Genomic DNA, 16266 nt, shown 5'->3' on the forward strand with positions numbered 1-16266 from the left:
GCGCTGGGGATGTCTTACAAAAGGGGCTTGCGGGCCGCGCCAAGGTTTTTTGGGGCCTGGGTGCCGGGGCGGGCAGAGGACGCAACCTGACGGAATTCGTTGCGCAGCGCGCCGATCTGGCGGGCAAGAGCCTTGACGGCAAAATCGCCGCCAGAAGCATCGCCAGAGCCACCAGCGGCCACGTCCACTTCAAGCGCGGCAAGGCGGCCTTCAAATCCGGCAACCTGCTCACTGAGCGAGCCAACGGTTTCTTCAAGGGCAGAGAGGCGGGCTTCCAGTTCTTCCATGTTGTTTTCCTTTTCGGGGCCGTCCGTATTTTCGGGTGCGGCCTCTTCTGTTTTGGTGAAAAAATGGGGGAAAATACGTTTGAACCACCCGGGGGCTTCTTCCTTGTCCTCGGGCTTCATGGGAGCAAAGGGCACGTTGCTGAAGCAGTTGGCGCCCTTTAAGGCTGTAAAGCGGGTGCTGGGCATGCCCAGGGATGCCGGGCTGTCGGTCACGCCAAGCCCGGAGAGGTAGGTTTTGCCGGAATCGGCAAAGTTTTCTGATACTTCAATGGAATAGAACAGGCCCTGACCAGCCGCGTTGTAATCCAGCATGGCGGCATTGGGCGCAAAGCGGGCAAAGAGCGAGAACACGCCCGCATCATCCGGCCCGGCGCGCAGCTCCAGCACCTCGCCCATATTGCCGAACCATCGGCAGTGCTCGGGCCAGAGCATGGCGGTATAGGTGGCGGGATTGTATGTTTCCGCCATTTCACGCAGCCATTCTTCATGAATGGTTCTACCGTCCGCGGCGGGGCCGACCTGGGCCACTTTGATAAAGTCTGTGGTGAGCTTTGCCATGCAGACAGATAGACACACTTTGCCTTGCTAGGTCAAAAGATGTCAGTTGTAAAAGGCGATAATACAACAAAAAAATGGGGAAAATGGCTGTTTATAATGATATTCAGCCAGTATGCCAGAAGCGGACAAGAACAATGATATAGGTCATATTGACCAGAAAGCGCCAGCAGGTCGCCGCCGCTACCCGGAGGAAGTCAAAAACGCCGCCCGGAGCCTGTTTTTGCGTCACTGGAAGGTGGCGGAAATTGCAGAAACCCTCTCCGTGCCGGAACGCACCATCTATGACTGGTCAATAAAGGGCGCGTGGCTGGACATGCTGAGCCATGAAGGCCCGGACGAAGCCATCAACCGCCGTCTTGAGCTGCTGGTGGGCCGCGACAACAAAACGCAGGCCGAATTGCGCGAGATTGACCTGCTGATTCAGAGCCAGGAGCGCCGCCTGCGCATGCGCGAGCGCGAGCTGGCCCAGGCTGCCGCCACGGGGCAGGCAGGGGAAGCGGCGGCAGGCGGGCAAGAGCGGCAAAACCCTTTTGCCGGAACGACAACGCCCAACAAGGGCGGCAAAAAGGGCAAGAAAAAGAATGACGTTTCGCACCTGACCGCCGAGGACTTCAAGGAACGGCTGCACAGCCGTTTTTTTGCCTATCAGCATGAAGTGCGCTCCACCCTGGGGCAGCGCAACCGCATGTTTTTGAAGGCCCGCCAGTTGGGCTTTACCTGGTTTTTTGCGCAGGAGGGTTTTGAAAACGCCACCCTCACGGGCGACAACCAGATATTCCTTTCTGCCACGCGGGCGCAGAGCGAAATATTTTTGCAGTACATCCGCGATATTTGCGGCGAGGCTTTTGACATTGAGCTGAAGGGCAATCCCCTTGTGCTGCACACGGCAAAGGGGCCTGCCACCCTGTATTTTTTGGCCACGTCTTCCCGATCGGCCCAGGGCTATCACGGGCATGTGTACGGCGATGAATTTTTCTGGATGCCCAAGTTCAAGGAATTCTGGAAAGTGGCCAGCGGCATGGCCGCGCATGCCAAGTGGCGGCGCACCATGTTTTCCACGCCTTCCATCATCACGCATGAGGCCTATCCGCGCTGGAGCGGCAAGGAATACCTCTCGCGTTTCAAAAATCCCGCGCCCTGGCCGGACAAGGCCGCCCTGCGTCAGGGCCTTGTGTGCCCGGACAACACCTATCGCCGCATTGTGACCCTGGACGATGCCGAGGCCGGGGGCTGTAACCTGTTTAACAGGCAGGATCTGGAGCAGGAATACAGCCCGGAGGAGTTCCGCCAGCTATTTGGCTGCGAGTTTATTGACGACACGCTGGCCGTATTTGTTTTGACCCTGCTTGAAGGCTGCATGGAAGACCCGGACGGCTGGGGCCTTGACCTCAAGCGCGCCCGCCCGGTGGACGATGCCGGGGTGTGGGGCGGCTACGACCCCTCGCGCACGCGGGACGACGCCAGCTTTGTGGTGCTGCTGCCGCCGCAGAAAGAAGGGGAAAAGATACGCCTTTTGGAGCGCCACACCTGGAAGGGCAAAAGCTACCTGTGGCAGGTGGGGCGCATACGCGACCTGTGCCAGAAATACCGCTTTATGCACATGGGCGTGGACGTGACCGGCCCGGGCCAGGCCGTGCTGGAAAACGTGCGGCAGTTTTGCCCCGTGGCCATGCCCATTACTTACAGCCTTATGAGCAAGGCGGCGCTTGTGCTCAAGGCGCTGGAAGTGATGGAGCAGCGGCGGCTTGCCTGGGATGCCGCGCAAACAGACATTGCCCACGCCTTTATGACCATCCGGCAGGTGGCCACGCCCAGCGGGCAGGTGACCTATGCCGCCCACAGAACAGACAGCACAGGCCATGCGGACGTGGCCTGGGCCATCATGCATGCCCTGGCGGCGGAACCGCTGGCCCGGCAGCTACGGGCGGGCGGCAAATCAAGCTCGCTGGCCTTTAGCCAATAGTGGAAAGGAAGCATATGAAAAAGCACAAAAAGCGCCCCGCAGGGCAAAATGACGCCCAGGGCGCAGGCGGCGGGGGCCGGGCCATAGCCTTTAGCTTTGGCGAGCCGGAAAGCGTGATGCAGGGCGAGCTATCGCAGTATCTTGGCGTGTATTTGCTGGATAACGGCCAGTATTACCAGACGCCCATACCCCTGACGGGCCTTGCCCGCCTGCTGCGGGCCAACGCCTACCACTGGCCCATGCTGGAATTCAAGGTGAACAAGCTGCTGCGGGGATTTACGGGCAGCCCGGCCCTTGACCGCATAACCATGCGCAAGGTTGCCACGGATTACATGGTGTTTGCCAACGCCTATTTGCAGCGGCTGTACAATTTGTTTGGGCAGGTGGTGGGCTATGCGCACCTTGCGGCCATAAACATGCGGCGCGCCAAGGAGGACGACCAGTACATAATGCTGGGCGTGGACGGCAGCCTGACAACATTTGCCCCCGGCGAGGTGCTGCACGTAAAGACCTACGATGTAGCGCAGGAGGTATACGGCCTGCCCTCGTATCTGGGGGCCATACAGAGCATGCTGTTGCAGGAGGACGCCACGCTGTTTCGGCGGCGCTATTACCGCAACGGCGCGCACATGGGCTATATTTTTTACAGTTCGTCCGCCTATCTGGATGTGGACGATGAAAACGCCCTGCGCGAGGCCATGAAGCAAAGCAAGGGCGTGGGCAATTTTCGCAACCTGTTTTTGCACATACCCAATGGCAAGGAGAAGGACATACAGATCTTGCCCGTGGGGGATTTTTCCACCCGGGACGAGCTGGAAAAGATCAAGAACATCAGCCGCGACGACATTATCGCCGCGCACCGCATACCGCCCGCGCTGGCGAACATTATACCCAGCGTGGCCGGAGGCTTGGGCGATATTGAAAAGGCCGATGCAGTGTATGTGCAAAATGAGATTGAACCGCTGCGGGAAGACCTGGGCGTGGTGAACCATGAACTGCCGGAGCACCTGCGGGTGCATTTTGCGCCTGCGGCCTTGCCGCCCATGCCTTGACGTTGCCTGTTATTGCGGCAACAATGGCCGCATTGTGGGGGATTCATGCGCATTTATTGCACACGTTGCGGGCACAGGGCCATCATACGCACAAGCAAACAGCTAGGCAGCACGCGTAAACTGTATTGCCTGTGCGGCGACCCGGAGTGCGGGCACAGTTTTGTGATGGATTTGAGCTTTTCCCACACCATCTCGCCCAGCGCGCTGGATTTGCCGGAGAAGGTGCGCGCCGGGCTGCAACAGCAAAGCCCTGGCCAGATTTTGAGCCTGTTTGCGGTGCTGGGGTAGGGGGAACGTTATGGCTATATTCGTAGCGGGCACAGCATTTAACAATTCAGGCGAAACACCTTCTTGCGAAGAATGTAAAAAAGAGGGCAAGGAAGTTTTGATGGTACCGCTGAAATTGGGCGCTACTGGTCGCCCTGACCAAAACTTGAAAAAAATTTGGCGTTGTCCTGACTGCGGGCATCAGATTGACATTAACTAAAGTAGAAGCCCCGGTTCGGAAGAACCGGGGCTTCATTTTTTATTTATTCCACTAGAGGGTTAGCAGCAGCCCGGTTGATAAACCTGCGCTGCATGGGCCAAAAAGCCGGAGCGGGTATAGCCGCAGGCTTTCGCCTTTTTGTCTGCCTCTTCCAGAATCGCCTTGGGCAGCGAGATGGTTACCTTTACCGGAACCATATCGAGGCTGGGGGCGGGGAAAAGTTGATATATTACCTCTTCGGGCATGGGAAGTTCATCTTCTTCCCGTATTTTTCGCACCATTTTTTTCACGTCTTCAAGGGAAGAAGGTGCGGGAATAGGTTTTTTTTCTGAAGCCATATCCTGAAGAACCACCTCCAGAATATCTTCGCCATACTCCATGCATTCTTCAACAGAATACCCACCAGTGACGGCATTTGGAATATCTGGAAAGTACACGGAGTAGTTACCGGCCTCTTCCTTTACAAATACTCCGATATAGTAGGTTTTCATTTTAAACTCCTGAGCAATAGATTTTTTTAAAAACGTACTGATGAACTAGAATCTATTGCCTAAAATCTGAAATCTTTGTTTTTCATGTTCATAGTTCTCCTTTCTACTTTCTATATTTAATGGGGGAGGGGAGCCTCCCCCCACCTCGTTTAACGAAGCTTTATCCCAGTGTTTCTTTCAATGTTTGCCAGCGTGCCAACTGAGATGTCTTTGGCATGTCGAGGTACCCAAGAAAATCTTCCATCCGGGGCTGTGACCTTGGTGTGCTTGGCACCTTCCTCAATGGTGCAGCCCAATTCTTTAAGCCGTTTCAATACTTCACGCGCGGTCAATAAATGCCCTCCCTTCCACTTGGCGTTAAATGCACAGTACGTAAAATTTTACGTACTGTCAAGAGGTGTGGAGGTATTTTTTTACGTAAAAATTAATTCTCCGCCTCGTCAAGGCTCTCTGCGCAGTGGGATATCTCCGCGCCGATCATACTCAGCAGCAGGGCCAGACCTCCCTGTTCTTCTGGCAGGGTGGCGCCAAGGTGATTGAGCGAGGCCGCCAGCCTGTACAGTTGCAGGATAGGGGATGGCTTGCGGTGCTGCGAGTGGGGTATGGGCATGGCTTTTTCCTCCGTTGGGGCGAGGGCGGCGAGCATGGCCCCGGTATCCGCAGCCAGCCAGACAAGTTGCGCCTGTTGAGTCTGAAGCGCCCGGAGCGCCCGGGCCTTGTCTTCCGGCGATTGGGTGGCGTGGGTTACGGCTTGCATGGCCGGATCCAGCTCGGCGGCTAGGTCGGCCAGATCTTCCCGCATGCGGGCAAGCCCTGCCAGAACGGCGGGCGCATCTGCATAGCTGATGCCCTGGCGGGCGGAGTGGGCAAGGTTGGTGCTGTTCATGCCGCTGCCTCGCTTTGCTGCTTGGCAGCCTCATAGGCATTTTGCGCATCCGTAACATCCCCAACGGCGGAACAAACTGCCATTGCGCGCAGATGCAGAGTCCAGAGGGCGCATTCAAGAAAGCGCAAGGCGTAATACTTGGGCTTGGAATGCCGCTTGTGCTGCCAACGGGCCAGGGGCAGTTGCCGGCATGGATCCAACAGGTCGGTTGTCCATAAGGAAACATCCTGAGACACGCGCTGCAAATCTGAAAAATCATCAATGCAGCGAATGGTCAGGAGCGTTTGCCTAGCCTGCTTGGCGAGGGCATTGCACCGCATGAGGTGCTTTTTTGTTTTTTGCTGCCGGGGAAAGCACGACAGCATGTCTTGCGTGATAAAGATCAGCGAATTCAGTTCCTTTCGCAACTTGCCTTGCGAGGCCATGAGCGTGTCTTCGCAGGTGAGGAGGATATTCAGCTTGCTGTTCATGCCGCTGCCCTCCGCGTGTTTGCCGCAGGGGCGGCCATGCGGGCGACTGCGGCCATATCTGCCGCAAGCTCGGCCTGGCGGTGTGAGAGGCATTGCAGGGCAAGGCGGCGCTGCTGGCCTGTGCCGCGCTTGGCGTGCTGGGCAAGCATGGTCAGCTCAAGCTGCTGCTCCTGAACAAGGGAAAGCCGTTGGGAGAGAAAGGAAGAGGTAGACATGGGGAAACCTCGCAGAGTTTTTGATTGGCCTTTGCAAAAAAGCAAAAGGCCGGGAGCTCAAAACCGCTGCGAGGCGGCAGGCATATTCCCCCGAAGGGTATTTTATTAGCCTACTCCCGACCATAATAGCCGAAGAAGCGCCACCAAAAGGGCGCAAAAAAAGCCTTTCTTTCGGGGTCAGGCATCCGCTCGCAGAGGTGTTTTGAAGCACCGTGTGGAGAGATTAGAAAATGAGCTTCCTGTAGTCAAGCGGGATGGAACCTTCAAAGTCGTCGAGGTTCCATTCACCGGGCGGGAGGATCTCTTCTTCGTTGAGCATTTTTTGGGTGATTTTTATGAATATGTTGTAAAAATTTAAAAATGCAGCCAATTTTTTCATTAATTCATTGAACTCGTCAGAATCAACTTTAATACTTTTTCCAAGGGATTCTTGAATAGTGCTGTCCTTTAATAGTATATCCTGCATATTTTTTGCCCACATAGCAAAACCATGGGGGCATTCAAGGCATATCAACGTATAAAAATGTACACATCGTGTGACATCAAATTTACCTATTCCCAATAGGTGGGGATTGATCGCGGATAAAAAATCCGCACAGAGTTCTTTCCGTTGTTCGTACCGTAGTTTTTTCATTTGAAGCTCAAAATCAACCCGCTGGCGTTGTTCTGCTTTGTCATTGTTCAATAAAGACACAATAAAATTACCAATGGCACCAATCAGACCACCAATTGAAGCGGATAAAACCCCTTTTAAAAAATCTTGGTTTTGTGGGGCAACGCTGTCCTTTAGCAGATAAAAAAGACCAAACAAGGCCAAGCACATGCAGAATATAGCAAAATTATATTTTTTCATTTCGGGCATCTCATTGCTGGCATCCTTTAACATCAACAATCTGTTCGGGTACAAGTCTCCCCGAGGATGATTTAACCATTCGAAATAAATCAATTTCAAATTTGTTGCAGAAAATGTTTGCTGTATTTAGCAATGATTCACACGCCTTCACGCCAAGGTAGATTTCTTTGATTGCGGCGGGCGGAATATCTTCTATGTCTGATCTGGGCTGTTCTTCAGTTTTTTTCAATCGTGTTACAATACGCCATTCTTTTTCATACGCAAGGTGTGGATCCTTGGTAAAGAAAATGTTTTTTGTTGTATTGTCCTCATCACCAAAAAAAAGATCATTAAAGCAAGGGAGCTCCTCGTACTGCGGGTAGCAGACAGGAGCTAACACCCCAAGCATTTTATCGTGATCTGTCTGTCGGTGGAAAAAAGAATGGGTGGTGTCAAATCCTGCTACAAAGCCACAATGTCCTCCCCAAAAACCCTTAGCGTACTGTTCCCACATGATGGCGTTTGCAGGGTCGCTTGTGAGGCAAAGAACGCCATGAGGGATTTTGTAAAGGTGAGATCCTAAGATGCTGTTTGCTGCAGATTGACCTTCCTGTGTTTCAACCAGTGGTGTGTTATCTTCTATTAACTTCGCAGGTAGTTCTTGTAGGGCATCGATGGCCCGGGAAATGAAGGCCTTACCGAAGCCACTTTGGAAAAAGGGAGCATCTTCGGTAATCCACGAAGATAACCTTGTGCTTTGCTCTATGATCTTTTGCTTTGTACCAAGGGGATTGATAACAGCTTTTGTTTTTGGTGCGCATTCGTATAGAGCTTTGAATTTGTCTGATGGCGTGAATCGCAACTGCGGCTTTTCAAAGAAGCTTTCCCGGTCAGTGGACATGTACTTATACAAAATTGGCGGCACGGGTTGCGTCATGACCTCCCCCTATTCTTTCACTGCTCAAATAATCATCGCCTTCACAAAAGCATGGCACTCAAGGCTAGCCCCTGGATTCAACAATCATAGTCCGTCTGCTTGATGTAGCTAATGCTAAAAGTGCGCGTCAACAATGGGTATTTACGCTCAATGGCGTCGGCATATTCTTCAAACTCGCTGCGCAGTTCCTGCCAAGAGGCAAGGATAGCCTTTTGCTTTTGCGGGGTTCCCGTTGCGCAGTCGTAGTTGGTCAGCAAAGCTCTAAATCTTTCACTCACATCGCGCAGGGCAACCACATCATGCTTGGCAAGAAGTGCCAGACAGTTCTCCCGCCGCGTGGAAAAAACTTGTGGATTACTAAAGAGCGTTTTTGAGATGGCAAAGCCCGATACGTTCAAGCTCCAGCCATAGAGCGCTTCTTTGTCTGGTGGGCAAAATGGATCAGTCCGTTTTTTTGTCATGGCTGTCCTTCCTTTTGAGTTGGAACAGCATAGCGCAAAATGGGCTTCAATTTCCAGAATGGACGAGTAGGAAGGTAACTCCTACTGATTGGCAGTTTTGCAATAGATCATCAGTGGATTAGGCAAATTTATATAGGTCATGTTGCCCGGATTGATTGTGGGCAATAAAAAAGCCGGAATATCCGGCTGTTGGTGAACACTTCTTGTGGCGGCGGGTACTTTGGGTAATGCACCTTGCACCGTCCGTGTGCTTTATTTGTTTGTTGGTGAGACGGTTACGGGCGGCTGTGCTGTGCTTGGTTGAGACGGTTGCTCTATGGTAGCCCCTTTGATCAGTCTGCCGACAGGGTCGGAAACAAAAATAGAGGTGGCAGCTAAAATCAAAGCAATGAGTGACAGGAAGGCGATGTTACCTATCACACCAGAAGCGCACCAGTTCCAAAATATCCGCCATCCGCCGGGTTTCAATTGGTGTATTGTGTCGGCAAAGCCCTGCTTCTGCCCTTGAGTTAATTCCGTCAAGGCCTGCTTCTGGCCGTCTTTTGCAGCCTTTTTAAAGTCTTCAAGGTTTTCTTTGATGATATCATCTGTGAAATCTGAAAGTTGACGCTCCGCGTCCCGCAAGTATTGGGCTATGCGTCCTTCGCTCTGCGTATGAAACTCGTCCAGTTCGTGTTCTTCTGGATCATTTCCCTCATGCTTGCGTTTAAACGCCTCAATATATGCAATTTTTTCTTGCTTATAGATGCCATACGCAAGCAGCCCCAGAACGTTCTGGGGCTGACTGGGGTCTGTCGGGATTTCTCCAACTAGACGCGAAAATATGTAGTTGTATTGTCTGGTGCCCATTTTTAGACGGCAGCCTTTTTATAGGCTTCCACGACAAGGGTCGTTTTATTAAATGGGCGAACAGTGCGCTTGATGCGCTTAAAGAAACTTTCGTCGTTAGCGGAAAGTGTCCGAGAATCTTTTTTTATAATTCTGTCATTGATTCGACGGACGTCTGCTTCAGTGACAATTTTATTTTCCATGGTAGTACTCCGTGATATGCTTTGTACCCGACACATTAAAAATTGGCAATCTCCAAGTTTTTGTCAATGCCCCTACTTGTTTCAAGGCTTGCAGGAGAGGGGCTGCGCTTGTCTGGCTCGGTGAGTCAGTCTTTTTTAGTTTCGGGCTTGATTGACCGTATGAGCTGTGTTGCCGTTTCCATGCACTCTTTGGCAAAGCTGACGTCTGGGGTTTTTGTGAGATATGTTTCCGGCCATTTTATATCTTCTTTGAGCATGGCAATCAATTCTGCACTACTGTAACTATTATCATTGGACTCTTTTATGGCCAGGTAAGCAAGGAAATAACGTTCAAGAATTGATTTTATTTTTATAAGATGTGTTGAAGTGTCTACATAATGCCTATATTGTTTTAAAAACCATGCGCTTAAAAATTCTATGAAAATAAATATTAAGGAACAGCAGGCTATCCCATAAAGGTGCTGTGGCTGAAAACCTGAAAAAAACATTACTATTTGCCAGCATGCTACTGAAAATATATAGAAATATATTCCATAGTTAGAGTAATTTTTGCCATTATCTAGGAGGAGCGATGCTTTTTGGTCTGCATTGTCAATCTGTGCGTCAAGGAAAATACGCATATCTGTAAAATATTCCTGAAATGAATCAAATTTTTTTTGTTCCATCAGATGGATATTAAATGATTTGATTGTATTTAATGTATTGTCATAATCATTCTTTTGAATTTTTCTGATGTTATTGTTTTTGTCAATATCAATAAATTCAACAGGTTTGTTTTCAAAGCGCTTTTTATATAGCGATGTGATTGAAATTACGGGTGCAACTATCATTGATATGCCAAATATTGCAATAATAGCATTCCCGCTACTGATGAACTGCAATAAAAAGTCTTTTGCATCTGATCGTGTTGAAATATAAAGCAAAAAAATTCCGCCGAAGAAAAATGCAATACCTGGAATAATTACTGGGGTTATTACTTGCGACAACGCTAACCTCCGTTCTGCATTTATATCCTTGAGAGGAGGCGTTGGTGCGCTGTCTGCATTATTTTGTTCAGGAAAATCTTGCATAACTAAATCCTCATTTTTTTTTTTATGAGTTTGAGGCACATGATATTTTTTGGCAAGCATCAGGCCACCTGGGGGTGGGGTCTCGGAAAGGGGTAACAACTGGCACAAGTATATTTTTTAGTATTCAATGTGCTGAAATATATGACGTATTCTTGTAACCAAAAATAGTAACAAAAGGTTACATGAAAGGTAACATTCAATAAATTAAGCGTGTTGGTGTAACCAGCGAGGGGCACGAAAAAGGGTTACAATGTTACCTTTTGTAACCAGAATGTAGAAGTTTATGAAATCATATATCTATCTGTAATTACAAATCATAATGGTGATTCTGAAAATTTGTGCCAGTTGTAACCTCTTTCCGAGACCCCCCTTGGCGGGTAAATGCCGCCCTTTCTCGCGCGTGTATGCGCGTGCGTGTGAGGGGATAGAGGGTAATAAAAAAGCCCCTCGCGGGGCTGTTATGTCTAATCACTCATAAGTCGCTTTGTTAGCTCTCTGTTATAATTCTCCCTGTCAATTCTCTTTTGTAGAATCTCGCTTGCCTTTTTGTACAATATATTGGGCAAATTCTTTTTTTGCTCTAAAATGATCTCGTCAACTTTATTTTGGAATGCTTGGAGCAATCGATACTCTGGTTTGGCTTTGTCAACAGCATCTTCATATGTAATACCAGTGGTATTAATAAGAATTGTTCTTCCGCCAGGTAGTACTATGATTTTATTATCAGTTAGTATGCTTTTGTCAAAATTTTTTTCTGAATTGAGCGGAATTCTTATAGCTACAGAGGCTGGCTCATCATCACTAGCCGTGACTTTGGTTTGCGAAAAGTCGATGTGAATAGTCGGAAAAACGTATGTCTCTATCCTTTTCTCGCAAATTTTTTCAAGGCTTTGCGGCTCGATAGGGTTCGCGACGATCTGGGTTGTTAGGCGGTCAGGGATATCTTTCAATAAGTTTTGGAATTCGAACACCATAGCCTTCAATATTTCATTGTCATACAACATGAGGAAGCCTCCAGGCTAACGTTTAAGCCATAGTAGTAGTTGTTTGCATGTCTATCAATGGTCTGATCTTCAGTAAAAAGCCCCGCGCCGGGAGGGAGATCCAGCGCGGGGCAGACGGTAAGACAAAGATGAAGGGTCTTAATCGGTTTAAGACCCTTTCAGCCTTGGGGCATGGTCATTATGAGGTTGTTCACCAGCCGCGCCAGCGGGTGAGTTCTTCCACCAGCGCGTCCAGTGTGGGGAACCATCTTGTCACGCAGCCCTTAATCATCACGCCGGGCTGTTCATTGGGCCCCGGCACGCCCCACACAGGCACGCCAGAGGCAAAGGCCATGCCCAGTTCCGCCGAGGCATCGCAGCCGCCGGGGCCGATGTATGCGATCAAATCCGCACTGCCCAGGGCGCGGCTGCAAAAGGCAAAGGCCGCGCCGTGCGGATCCTCGTTTTTGCGCTGGTCAAAGCCCGGCCCCGGCGCGGGTAAAAAGCGCGTCCAGTCCAGCACCTCATAGCGGGAAAGTTCCAGGGCCTGACGCAGCCGGCGGTAAGCCGCCAGGTTGCGCGTGGATGTGCAGATGTAGAGCCTGCGGGCCGTGCTGCCCGAAAACATGTTCATGCGCGGTCTCCCTTTTCAAAAATCCAGCATTTGATGATGCGGGTCTGTTCATGGCGCGAGCGAACAGACTTGCTGCTCTCCACAAATTTATGCCGCCGGGTGTGCGGCAGCAGCTTTTTGAGCATGCCCACATCCGGGTAGGCCTGCCCGTAATCCTGACATTTTTCACGAAAGTGATTGAGGTTGAGGGCGATGATGCCCTCGGTATCCTTGGCGTGGTTGAGCTGCTCGCTGATCGGCCCGCGCGAGTTGACGTAGTCGTAGGCCTCCCAAAAGGCCTCAAGCATGGGGTGATCCGCACCCACGCGGCGCTCGCGCACGTGGGCGCGGTCTTTCAGGTATTGGGCTATGCCCTCCACCGTGCGCGCCGTCACGCCGGGAAAGAGCAGGCGCAGGGCAGAGCCGCAGGCGGCAATTTGCGCGTGGTTTTTTACAATGCGCTCGTTCTTGATGCCGCAGGCGGTAAAGTCGCGCTCCATGCTGTCAAAGGCCTGTTCGTAGGCCTCCAGAATGCGGCGCTCCTGGCACAGGGCGGCACCCAAGAATCCGCCAACGCTTTCGCTTGTCTGGCGCTCAAACCAGCGGGCAATCTCCCGCGTGCCGGGCCTGTGGTGCTTTTTGTCGGCGTGGCAGTGCACAATGCGTTGCAGCAGGGCCTCGCTGCCGTCCACTTCCGCATTTTGCGAAATAATCAGGCTGGCCTGAAACAGGCTTTCGTCCGTATCGTTGCCGCGCTTGGCCACGCCCAGGGTGCCTGTGCCGCGCCCGTTCCAGAATGGTTTGACCTCGTCAAAGCCAAACTGCTTTTGCCGGGCGTCTTTTTCGCCAGAGTCGCGGTCAGATTCAATAATGACCACAGGCAGGTTGGATACCTGCGAAAAGGCGCGCCTGCGCCCTGCCACAGAAGACTTGAGCAGGTCAAAGCCCTCGTAATCATCCCGGCCCACCAGCTTCCAGCAAAACTCCAGCGCGGTGGATTTGCCCGCGCCCGGTTCGCCCGTGTATTCCAGAAAGGGAAAACTTTTGTGCATGCCCCGTATTTGCTGCACAAACAGCGAGCCAAGCCAAAAGGCCAGCAGGCACATGCCCTGCATGCCAAAGGCCTTGGAGTAGTTTTCTATCCAGCCGGGGTTGAACTTGCCGCTGGTATTGATCTGCAAGCCAGAAAGGCTGGATTTTACTCCGCGGCTGCGGATGGTGAAGTAGCCTTGCGGGTTTACATCGATGCGCCGCCCCTTGTGCCAGGCGTGATCCTGAAAGATGTAGGTCTCAAGGGTTTTGTCGTAGCCGATGTAAGGCACGGCGGTGACGGTGAGCATGCGGTTATCGAGCCACCACGAGCGCAGGGTCTTGAGGTGGCGCACATCGCCGTCAAAGGTGCCGCCGCGCGATCGGTTGAGCAGGGCCTTGTGAAAGCTGTCTGGCGAGGTGATGGCCGTGCCTTCCAGCTCAATGACGTCTTGCGCCTGGCCATTGGCGTAGTCGATGGAAAACACGTAGCGCTGCTCGTCCAGAATCTCGTTGCGGCTCATGTAGAGGAACTGCGGCCACACGTTTGAGATCTGCGCTACGCGCACATGCTGCATAAACAGTGCGCGGCCCTCGGTTGAGAGCAGGGCGGTTTCGCGGGCGTCCTGGGATGGGTTGATCTCTGGCGGCGTGGCGGCTGATGAAGTGGGTGGCGTGGCGGGTGACGCTGGCTCTGTGGCTGCGGCCTCTTCCTCGCGCTTCTTTTGGGCCTGCTGGGCCTCGCAGATATGCTGGCGGGTTTCTTCCACCAGAGGCTCCAGCAGTTCTGCAAACGCGCCTTCCAGCTTTATATCGTAGAGGCCGTTGCGGTAATCCAGAATGAAGGAATCCCGCTGCTTTTTCAGGTAGGTGTAGTAGGCCTTTTCTTCTACGGATTCTGCCAGAAACAGCCGCCCGTTGTGCTTGCCCGCGCGCAGAAGGGCCGGGGTGATGCGCCCGGCGCGGTACAGGTCGTCCCAGTCGTTGCCCGAGGGCGCAAGGCAAACGGTGGAAAGTTCGCCCATGTTTTTGAGCTGCTTGTGGTGCTTGCGCATGCCGCTTTTTCCGGCGGCGTCAGGATCTAGCGCCCATATCCACCGGACGCCTTTTTGCGCGTGCTGCTCAAAGAAATTCTGCGGAAAATTGTTGCACGAGAATGCGGCCACGGCTTTGACGCCCACATGAAAAAGGGCAATGGCGTGGAAGATGCCCTCAACAATAAAGCATTCCTCCAGGCGCTCCAGCGTGAAGCCGGGGGGCGCCCACACGTCGCCCTTGTAGAGGGTGTGGTCTTCTTTGCGTTTGCCGCCAAAGTGGGCTTTTTGCCCATCCCTCCCCTTGCCGATGATGCGCTCCCAAAAGCGGGTTTTTGCCGCGTCCAGATAAAAGCGCACGGTGGGCACATCCTGCCCGTTGCCGAGCGGATAGCTGCTTTGCTCGTACCAGCCACGGATCTTGGCCAGGTCGAAGCCACGGTTCAGCCCAAGGTAGGCATCTGCCGTGGCGTCACGGTGCTCCGGCGTGGCCGGGTGCTTTTGGGCGAAATCGTCAAACAGCTCCGGCAGGGCCTCGCGCACGGTCTCGCTGAATCCGCATTTGTTTTTGCGGTTGCAGTCGATCACCAGGGGGCGGTCTTTTTTGATGTAGAGCGATTTTTCGCCGCACTGGGGGCAAAGGCCCTTGGTGAGGTATTCGCCGGAGTCTTTGAACTGAAAATAGGGCGAGGCCAGCAGGGCCGCCACAATCTCGGGGTAATAATTCTGCCTAGGCATGGCGGCCCACTTTTTTGTCGTGGTCGCGCAGGGCAGCGGCAAGGGCGGTGGCGACCTCCACCAGATCCAGCACTTCTTTGAGAATGCCGCGGTTCTCGGCCTTGGTGATGCGGTTGTCTTCCGTGGCGCGGATAATGCGGTCAGCTACGTGGCCAAGGTCGCTGGTGAGGCTGAGAACCTGATTATGCAGGAACGTGGGCGTGATTGCCGGCAGCACGGTGTTGCCGGCGGTGACGCGGGCCCGCAGCCATTCAATGACCAGCGTATTGCCCGCGGCAACGCAAAAGCCCGGGATATCCACAAAGCTGGGGAAGTATTTTTCTGTGGAGGTAACGCGGCGCAGAAATGCCGGGCTGACATTCAGGCGTTTGGCCAGAACGGAAAGAGGGTACTGGCTGCGCGTAATGGCAAGCCGGAAAACATCCTCCGGGGCAAGGTGGGCCAGTTCTTCCATGGTAGCTCCTTTGTGGAAAAGTCCGTTTGATTGCGGGAAATTCCACGTAGGCTACTGTGACCGTGAGCCCAGCGCCTTGCGCAGCGCCTGATGGATCGCCAGGGGGCTTACCGTGCCATCGTTTATCAGCGTGCGCAGCACCATGCGCAGGGTGAGCAGTTTGCCCTCTGCGATAATGTGCAGCCCGGCGGATTTGGACATGCTGCAATTGCGGCCCCTGCGAAAGCTGCGAACATCCATGCCGATGGCCCGCGCTGCCTGCGAGTAGGAACCGTGGAAGAGCCTTAGCCGTTCAATGTGGGTGTGGAGTCGTGTTTTCATGATTTCTAAATAGGTGGACTTGACCTATAGTGTCAAGACGAATTTCGCCTCTTTGTATAGGGCGAAATGCCCTCTATAGTGGGTATATGAAAAAATCAGAACGGTTTGAAAAATTGTTTGTCGAGGCAATGGTGAGGCGCGTTGAGGCTGCGGGGATGTCGCATTCCGAGTTTGGCCGCCGTGTTTTTGGGGAGGGCTCTGGCTCTAGGGCTTGGCGGGCTACGCGGGAAAAAGACCGCAAGCGTGGGCTGGGCATAGGCGAGGCCTATATGATGGCTGAAGCGTTGGGGATGGAATTCCCCGCCTTGGTGTGGGAGGTCATGCAGGAAGTTAAAGATAGGCTGGATTGACCGT

General features: G+C 52.7%; 22 protein-coding genes. 5 read left to right on the forward strand and 17 right to left on the reverse strand.

All coding sequences use genetic code 11. The features are described 5' to 3' along the window. Positions 1-14: 14 nt before the first annotated feature. Positions 15-845: a GPO family capsid scaffolding protein gene (locus G449_RS15745; protein WP_022657843.1), complete on the reverse strand. Its 831-nt coding sequence runs from the start codon at positions 843-845 to the stop codon at positions 15-17. A gap of 112 nt (positions 846-957) precedes the next feature. On the opposite strand from G449_RS15745, the gene G449_RS0103090 reads away from it, so the two are divergent. Genes G449_RS0103090 through G449_RS18360 form a run of 4 tightly spaced genes read left to right on the forward strand, consistent with a single transcriptional unit; the run spans position 958 to position 4347 of the window. Continuing rightward, on the forward strand, positions 958-2808 hold the full coding sequence (locus G449_RS0103090) for a terminase large subunit domain-containing protein (RefSeq protein WP_022657844.1): 1851 nt from the start codon (positions 958-960) through the stop codon (positions 2806-2808). 14 nt (positions 2809-2822) lie between these two features. Then, positions 2823-3860: a phage portal protein gene (locus G449_RS0103095; RefSeq protein WP_022657845.1), complete on the forward strand. Its 1038-nt coding sequence runs from the start codon at positions 2823-2825 to the stop codon at positions 3858-3860. Between the two features lie 45 nt (positions 3861-3905). Further along, positions 3906-4148, forward strand: coding sequence for an Ogr/Delta-like zinc finger protein (locus G449_RS0103100; protein WP_022657846.1), 243 nt, complete (start codon positions 3906-3908; stop codon positions 4146-4148). 10 nt (positions 4149-4158) lie between these two features. Then, positions 4159-4347 carry a hypothetical protein gene (locus G449_RS18360; protein ID WP_159060418.1) on the forward strand — a complete coding sequence of 63 codons (189 nt, stop codon included), beginning with the start codon at positions 4159-4161 and terminating at the stop codon, positions 4345-4347. Positions 4348-4406: 59 nt separating this feature from the next. Here the strand turns inward: G449_RS18360 and G449_RS0103105 are convergent, their stop codons facing one another. The 16 genes from G449_RS0103105 to G449_RS0103175 all read right to left on the reverse strand — a co-directional run bounded on the left by G449_RS0103105 (position 4407) and on the right by G449_RS0103175 (position 15912). Next, complete coding sequence (locus G449_RS0103105; RefSeq protein ID WP_022657847.1) at positions 4407-4838, reverse strand: type II toxin-antitoxin system HicB family antitoxin; 432 nt, start codon at positions 4836-4838, stop codon at positions 4407-4409. Between the two features lie 149 nt (positions 4839-4987). Beyond that, positions 4988-5170 carry a type II toxin-antitoxin system HicA family toxin gene (locus tag G449_RS18035; protein ID WP_081640441.1) on the reverse strand — a complete coding sequence of 61 codons (183 nt, stop codon included), beginning with the start codon at positions 5168-5170 and terminating at the stop codon, positions 4988-4990. 92 nt (positions 5171-5262) lie between these two features. Further along, positions 5263-5724 (reverse strand): hypothetical protein, encoded by a 462-nt coding sequence (locus tag G449_RS0103110; RefSeq protein WP_022657848.1) that lies wholly within the window; start codon positions 5722-5724, stop codon positions 5263-5265. After that, positions 5721-6194, reverse strand: coding sequence for a hypothetical protein (locus G449_RS0103115; protein ID WP_022657849.1), 474 nt, complete (start codon positions 6192-6194; stop codon positions 5721-5723). The genes G449_RS0103110 and G449_RS0103115 overlap by 4 nt, the downstream gene beginning before the upstream one ends. Further along, on the reverse strand, positions 6191-6409 hold the full coding sequence (locus G449_RS0103120; RefSeq protein ID WP_022657850.1) for a hypothetical protein: 219 nt from the start codon (positions 6407-6409) through the stop codon (positions 6191-6193). The genes G449_RS0103115 and G449_RS0103120 overlap by 4 nt, the downstream gene beginning before the upstream one ends. Positions 6410-6632: 223 nt before the next feature. Next, positions 6633-7262 (reverse strand): hypothetical protein, encoded by a 630-nt coding sequence (locus G449_RS0103125; RefSeq protein WP_159060419.1) that lies wholly within the window; start codon positions 7260-7262, stop codon positions 6633-6635. Between the two features lie 10 nt (positions 7263-7272). Next, positions 7273-8178: a DUF2971 domain-containing protein gene (locus G449_RS0103130; protein ID WP_022657852.1), complete on the reverse strand. Its 906-nt coding sequence runs from the start codon at positions 8176-8178 to the stop codon at positions 7273-7275. Positions 8179-8255: 77 nt separating this feature from the next. Further along, on the reverse strand, positions 8256-8639 hold the full coding sequence (locus tag G449_RS0103135; RefSeq protein ID WP_022657853.1) for a hypothetical protein: 384 nt from the start codon (positions 8637-8639) through the stop codon (positions 8256-8258). Between the two features lie 252 nt (positions 8640-8891). Then, positions 8892-9488, reverse strand: coding sequence for a hypothetical protein (locus G449_RS17650; protein WP_022657854.1), 597 nt, complete (start codon positions 9486-9488; stop codon positions 8892-8894). Between the two features lie 2 nt (positions 9489-9490). Beyond that, complete coding sequence (locus tag G449_RS0103145) at positions 9491-9670, reverse strand: hypothetical protein (protein ID WP_022657855.1); 180 nt, start codon at positions 9668-9670, stop codon at positions 9491-9493. A 125-nt stretch (positions 9671-9795) separates the two neighbouring features. Then, positions 9796-10800 (reverse strand): hypothetical protein, encoded by a 1005-nt coding sequence (locus G449_RS17655; protein WP_022657856.1) that lies wholly within the window; start codon positions 10798-10800, stop codon positions 9796-9798. 404 nt (positions 10801-11204) lie between these two features. After that, positions 11205-11744: a hypothetical protein gene (locus G449_RS0103155; protein ID WP_022657857.1), complete on the reverse strand. Its 540-nt coding sequence runs from the start codon at positions 11742-11744 to the stop codon at positions 11205-11207. 190 nt (positions 11745-11934) lie between these two features. Continuing rightward, on the reverse strand, positions 11935-12357 hold the full coding sequence (locus tag G449_RS17660) for a hypothetical protein (protein ID WP_022657858.1): 423 nt from the start codon (positions 12355-12357) through the stop codon (positions 11935-11937). After that, on the reverse strand, positions 12354-15137 hold the full coding sequence (locus G449_RS0103165) for a toprim domain-containing protein (RefSeq protein ID WP_022657859.1): 2784 nt from the start codon (positions 15135-15137) through the stop codon (positions 12354-12356). The genes G449_RS17660 and G449_RS0103165 overlap by 4 nt, the downstream gene beginning before the upstream one ends. Then, positions 15130-15591, reverse strand: a complete 462-nt coding sequence (locus G449_RS0103170; protein ID WP_022657860.1) for a phage regulatory CII family protein — start codon at positions 15589-15591, stop codon at positions 15130-15132. Before G449_RS0103170 ends, G449_RS0103165 begins: the two co-directional genes overlap by 8 nt. A gap of 51 nt (positions 15592-15642) precedes the next feature. Then, positions 15643-15912 carry a hypothetical protein gene (locus G449_RS0103175; protein WP_159060420.1) on the reverse strand — a complete coding sequence of 90 codons (270 nt, stop codon included), beginning with the start codon at positions 15910-15912 and terminating at the stop codon, positions 15643-15645. Between the two features lie 86 nt (positions 15913-15998). On the opposite strand from G449_RS0103175, the gene G449_RS0103180 reads away from it, so the two are divergent. Beyond that, the gene (locus tag G449_RS0103180; RefSeq protein ID WP_022657862.1) at positions 15999-16262 is read left to right on the forward strand and encodes a hypothetical protein; all 264 of its coding nucleotides are present in this window, start codon (positions 15999-16001) and stop codon (positions 16260-16262) included. The last annotated feature ends 4 nt before the right edge of the window (positions 16263-16266 follow it).

The sequence above is a fragment of the Desulfovibrio desulfuricans DSM 642 genome (genome assembly GCF_000420465.1).
In the GTDB taxonomy this organism is placed as follows: domain Bacteria; phylum Desulfobacterota; class Desulfovibrionia; order Desulfovibrionales; family Desulfovibrionaceae; genus Desulfovibrio; species Desulfovibrio desulfuricans.

What these genes read in the sequence shown, in the direction of transcription:
- G449_RS15745 (WP_022657843.1), bottom strand. Translation starts at nt 845, where the DNA reads ATGGCAAAGCTCACCACAGACTTTATCAAAGTGGCCCAGGTCGGCCCC.
- G449_RS0103090 (WP_022657844.1), top strand. Translation starts at nt 958, where the DNA reads ATGCCAGAAGCGGACAAGAACAATGATATAGGTCATATTGACCAGAAA.
- G449_RS0103095 (WP_022657845.1), top strand. Translation starts at nt 2,823, where the DNA reads ATGAAAAAGCACAAAAAGCGCCCCGCAGGGCAAAATGACGCCCAGGGC.
- G449_RS0103100 (WP_022657846.1), top strand. Translation starts at nt 3,906, where the DNA reads ATGCGCATTTATTGCACACGTTGCGGGCACAGGGCCATCATACGCACA.
- G449_RS18360 (WP_159060418.1), top strand. Translation starts at nt 4,159, where the DNA reads ATGGCTATATTCGTAGCGGGCACAGCATTTAACAATTCAGGCGAAACA.
- G449_RS0103105 (WP_022657847.1), bottom strand. Translation starts at nt 4,838, where the DNA reads ATGAAAACCTACTATATCGGAGTATTTGTAAAGGAAGAGGCCGGTAAC.
- G449_RS0103110 (WP_022657848.1), bottom strand. Translation starts at nt 5,724, where the DNA reads ATGAACAGCACCAACCTTGCCCACTCCGCCCGCCAGGGCATCAGCTAT.
- G449_RS0103115 (WP_022657849.1), bottom strand. Translation starts at nt 6,194, where the DNA reads ATGAACAGCAAGCTGAATATCCTCCTCACCTGCGAAGACACGCTCATG.
- G449_RS0103120 (WP_022657850.1), bottom strand. Translation starts at nt 6,409, where the DNA reads ATGTCTACCTCTTCCTTTCTCTCCCAACGGCTTTCCCTTGTTCAGGAG.
- G449_RS0103125 (WP_159060419.1), bottom strand. Translation starts at nt 7,262, where the DNA reads ATGAAAAAATATAATTTTGCTATATTCTGCATGTGCTTGGCCTTGTTT.
- G449_RS0103130 (WP_022657852.1), bottom strand. Translation starts at nt 8,178, where the DNA reads ATGACGCAACCCGTGCCGCCAATTTTGTATAAGTACATGTCCACTGAC.
- G449_RS0103135 (WP_022657853.1), bottom strand. Translation starts at nt 8,639, where the DNA reads ATGACAAAAAAACGGACTGATCCATTTTGCCCACCAGACAAAGAAGCG.
- G449_RS17650 (WP_022657854.1), bottom strand. Translation starts at nt 9,488, where the DNA reads ATGGGCACCAGACAATACAACTACATATTTTCGCGTCTAGTTGGAGAA.
- G449_RS0103145 (WP_022657855.1), bottom strand. Translation starts at nt 9,670, where the DNA reads ATGGAAAATAAAATTGTCACTGAAGCAGACGTCCGTCGAATCAATGAC.
- G449_RS17655 (WP_022657856.1), bottom strand. Translation starts at nt 10,800, where the DNA reads ATGCTTGCCAAAAAATATCATGTGCCTCAAACTCATAAAAAAAAAAAT.
- G449_RS0103155 (WP_022657857.1), bottom strand. Translation starts at nt 11,744, where the DNA reads ATGTTGTATGACAATGAAATATTGAAGGCTATGGTGTTCGAATTCCAA.
- G449_RS17660 (WP_022657858.1), bottom strand. Translation starts at nt 12,357, where the DNA reads ATGAACATGTTTTCGGGCAGCACGGCCCGCAGGCTCTACATCTGCACA.
- G449_RS0103165 (WP_022657859.1), bottom strand. Translation starts at nt 15,137, where the DNA reads ATGCCTAGGCAGAATTATTACCCCGAGATTGTGGCGGCCCTGCTGGCC.
- G449_RS0103170 (WP_022657860.1), bottom strand. Translation starts at nt 15,591, where the DNA reads ATGGAAGAACTGGCCCACCTTGCCCCGGAGGATGTTTTCCGGCTTGCC.
- G449_RS0103175 (WP_159060420.1), bottom strand. Translation starts at nt 15,912, where the DNA reads ATGAAAACACGACTCCACACCCACATTGAACGGCTAAGGCTCTTCCAC.
- G449_RS0103180 (WP_022657862.1), top strand. Translation starts at nt 15,999, where the DNA reads ATGAAAAAATCAGAACGGTTTGAAAAATTGTTTGTCGAGGCAATGGTG.